We start from the raw sequence: 3,020 nt of genomic DNA, 5'->3' as shown, positions 1-3,020 counted from the left end.
CAGCGTTGGGCTATGTGAGTCCAGTGGTGTTTGAAAGTGTGTAGTTATGTTGTGTCCACTTTTCGTGGGGTACACTAGTAACCGTAGAGAAAAAGATCACAATTTATTGATAATTAAGCTATTTCTATGCTTTGTCATATTTTGATTTTGGTTTCTGATTTATTTGATAGGTACTTTTAACTCATTGTTTAAATTGGTTATTTGTCTGTTTGTAAAATCAGTTTTATTCATATTGATTTGGCTTGCAGCTTCTTGTTCTTCGAGTCTTCATTCAGTACTTAATGGTAAAGCGGGTTTGCGTTCAGCTTGTCTATAGTCATGATCCGCAGAATCAAGTTACTTTTGTAGTTGCCAGAGTTTTTTCTACTGGGTCAATGCTGACTTTTCGTGTAAGTTAAATCGTGTTTGGCGATGCTGTTTTTGGTAATGCTTTGAAATAGTTAGTAAAGTCACATAACAAAGCATTTAAGAGGGACAATCAACGCGTGGCATTTTTAGTTTGGATGAGCATTTGAGGTTACGGCAGGTTAGTTTGAGTGCAGTTGTTTGCGTTGCTTGCCCCTTAATGCGGCGTTAGCTTTAAAAAGGGTACGTATGTTCCTATTCAAAATTAATGATTCAAAAATGTCATATAGCTTTAAAGCATCGATATTAAGTGCCTGTATTGCCTTTGTTTTAGCGTGTTTGTATCATTTTTTAGTTGGCTTGCCTGAAGATGCGCCTAATGAGAACTTATCGTTTTCCCTTTTTGATGCGCTCGGTTTGATTCTATTCGCTCCATTTGTAGAAACGATACTAATAGTCCTACTCATATGGTTAGCTCAGAAGTTCATGCAAAATATACTATTGGTCGCTTGCTTGGTTGCCTTGTCTATTTCAGTTTTGCACTCTTTAAGCCATCCATTGTGGGGCTTGTTCACGTTTGCCCCTTTTGCCTCGGTTTTCAGGTGTGGCAAAAGGTATCTACATCTGAGGGTGCAAAAGTCGCTTTCTTAACTCACGCCTTTCATAATAGTTATGTGTTAATTTTGGTGGGGCTATCAGCTTAAAGCTAACAAAGCATTTAAGAGTGATTCGCAACGCTTGGCAGTTTCGCTTCGCTCAAGTATAGCCAAGCGCCGCTCACACCTTAATGCGGCGTTAGCACTCAAACGATTCCAGTATTTGAATACATTTTGATGTCACCAAATTTCCATTTCCACCGAGATGTGCGGTAACTATTGCTCCCTCCTTCATAATACAGATAGCATCGAGTAATGTGTTATCGGTACTTATAAGATGGCGACTAATAATTTCCCGTACTTGTTCTTTGTGGAAGTGACAGAATTGAAATATTTCGCTGTTCATGTCGCTAAATTCTGCTGAAGTATTAATGAAAAAGCAGCCTCTAAAATCACCTAACATATTCTCTTTGTGCTCAAACCAACTTGCTAGCGATAAAAATAAACGGTGAATGACATCCTGATTTGAGTTAGAACCTGATAGCTTGTGTTCTAACCACGAAGTAAATATTTCGTGTCGTTTTTGTAAAGATGCAATAATTAAGGCTTCTTTACTTTCAAAATGAGAATAGAGAGTGCGTTTTGCTACACCAGAAACACTGATTACTTCATTGATTCCAATTGAATTTATTCCATTTTTATAAAAAAGGTCTAATGCTGTATCTATCAGTAATTGACGTTTTGGATTCATTTTATTTCTCCTTTAAATAGATATTGACATGTGTAGACCGAATTGTCTACTCTGCTTATGTAGACAGATTGGTCTACTTTCTTGGAGTGTATTTATGAATAGTATGGTTATGTCGATTTTTGCGGGTGTCGGGGCTTTTTTAGCCATAGGGTTACTCTCTTTTCTAGATTCAACATTGAATGAAGTTGCCTTATTAATGGCTCCTTTTGGTGCTACAGCGGTACTTGTGTTTGGGGTGCCAAGTAGCCCTCTTGCTCAGCCTAAAAATGTTATTTTTGGACACTTAATTACAGCTTTTGTTGGGGTGTTTTTTACGCAGTATATTGGTGTATCACCAGTTACATTGGCGCTAGCAACGGGAATAGCGGTGAGTGCAATGTTAATGACAAAAACGACACATCCCCCTGCAGGTGCAAATCCGTTGTTAATCATGCTATCGGGACAAAGTTGGGGTTTTCTAATTACGCCAGTTTTATTAGGTGCAATTTTGATTGTATTAGCGGGTAAAAGTATGCAAATGTTGGTAGTTAAGTGGGAAACAGTTAAAGTGCTAACAAGGCGTTAAAGAGGGATTCGCAACGCGCGGCATTTTCGTTATGCATTGATTTTATTGGTTTTTGTTGCAATGCGGTAAGGTTAGTCGTTGCGTTGCTCACCCCTTAACGCGGCGTTATGTACATGAGTCAACAATAAATATTATCCATATAATCAGATAGTTGTTTTGAAATGGCAGTATGGAAAAATGTTAGTTTGTATTTTAGTAATCAATCGCAATCATGCAGGTGGTTAAATGGAAAGGCTATTTGAAAATGAGTTGCTTAACGTCAGTGTTTCTCTTCTTATTGCACTGGCAGTGTGCTACGTCATTCAACTACTTTTAACGAAGGTTTTTCAACCGAAAGGCTTAGGATGGGTGTTAATATTATTCGCATCAATTTGCATATTTTTGGTTGCTTCTACAGTGAACTCAAATGAAAGTTATTTCTATTGGCTCATTTCATCGGCAAAGTGGGCATTGGTAGGTATTGCAGGTATTTCTATACAGAAAATACAAGAAAGTTAGCGTATGTTTCACCGATATGCACATAACAAACGCTTCAAGAGGGACAGCCAACGCGTGGCATTTTTACTATGCGTTGGTTTTTGTGATTACGGTGTTATGCGGAAATTTAGTAGTGGCGTTGGCTGCCCCTTAAGCGGGCGTTATGTGCTTTCGAGGATAAACAGTATGAATTACGATGAATTTAATGAGTTTTGTGGTTCCTTTCCTGCCACAAGTCATGTTGTTCAATGGGGCGATTCTGACGTTTGGAAAGTTGGTGATAAAG

3 protein-coding genes and 1 pseudogene are annotated in these 3,020 nt (G+C 38.3%); 3 read left to right on the top strand and 1 reads right to left on the bottom strand.

Translation table 11 applies throughout. The annotated features are described in order from the left end of the window. Window positions 1-1,140: 1,140 nt before the first annotated feature. Window positions 1,141-1,692 (bottom strand): TetR/AcrR family transcriptional regulator, encoded by a 552-nt coding sequence (locus EXA13_RS16270; RefSeq protein ID WP_161429676.1) that lies wholly within the window; start codon window positions 1,690-1,692, stop codon window positions 1,141-1,143. 94 nt (window positions 1,693-1,786) lie between these two features. On the opposite strand from EXA13_RS16270, the gene EXA13_RS16265 reads away from it, so the two are divergent. The 3 genes and pseudogenes from EXA13_RS16265 to EXA13_RS16250 all read left to right on the top strand — a co-directional run. Then, window positions 1,787-2,257: an HPP family protein gene (locus tag EXA13_RS16265; protein ID WP_040905370.1), complete on the top strand. Its 471-nt coding sequence runs from the start codon at window positions 1,787-1,789 to the stop codon at window positions 2,255-2,257. 225 nt (window positions 2,258-2,482) lie between these two features. Beyond that, window positions 2,483-2,755 carry a hypothetical protein gene (locus EXA13_RS16260; RefSeq protein ID WP_047689392.1) on the top strand — a complete coding sequence of 91 codons (273 nt, stop codon included), beginning with the start codon at window positions 2,483-2,485 and terminating at the stop codon, window positions 2,753-2,755. A gap of 165 nt (window positions 2,756-2,920) precedes the next feature. Further along, window positions 2,921-3,020: pseudogene (locus EXA13_RS16250) on the top strand (MmcQ/YjbR family DNA-binding protein); the annotation flags it as partial.

This window comes from Vibrio cincinnatiensis, from assembly GCF_022113815.1.
In the GTDB taxonomy this organism is placed as follows: Bacteria; Pseudomonadota; Gammaproteobacteria; order Enterobacterales; family Vibrionaceae; genus Vibrio; species Vibrio cincinnatiensis_A.
Note: the sequence above shows the minus strand (reverse complement) of the source record. Positions and strands in the feature narration are given on the sequence as shown.

Excerpts from the sequence above, each read along its gene's own strand:
- EXA13_RS16270 (WP_161429676.1), bottom strand. The coding sequence starts at position 1,692 with ATGAATCCAAAACGTCAATTACTGATAGATACAGCATTAGACCTTTTT.
- EXA13_RS16265 (WP_040905370.1), top strand. The coding sequence starts at position 1,787 with ATGAATAGTATGGTTATGTCGATTTTTGCGGGTGTCGGGGCTTTTTTA.
- EXA13_RS16260 (WP_047689392.1), top strand. The coding sequence starts at position 2,483 with ATGGAAAGGCTATTTGAAAATGAGTTGCTTAACGTCAGTGTTTCTCTT.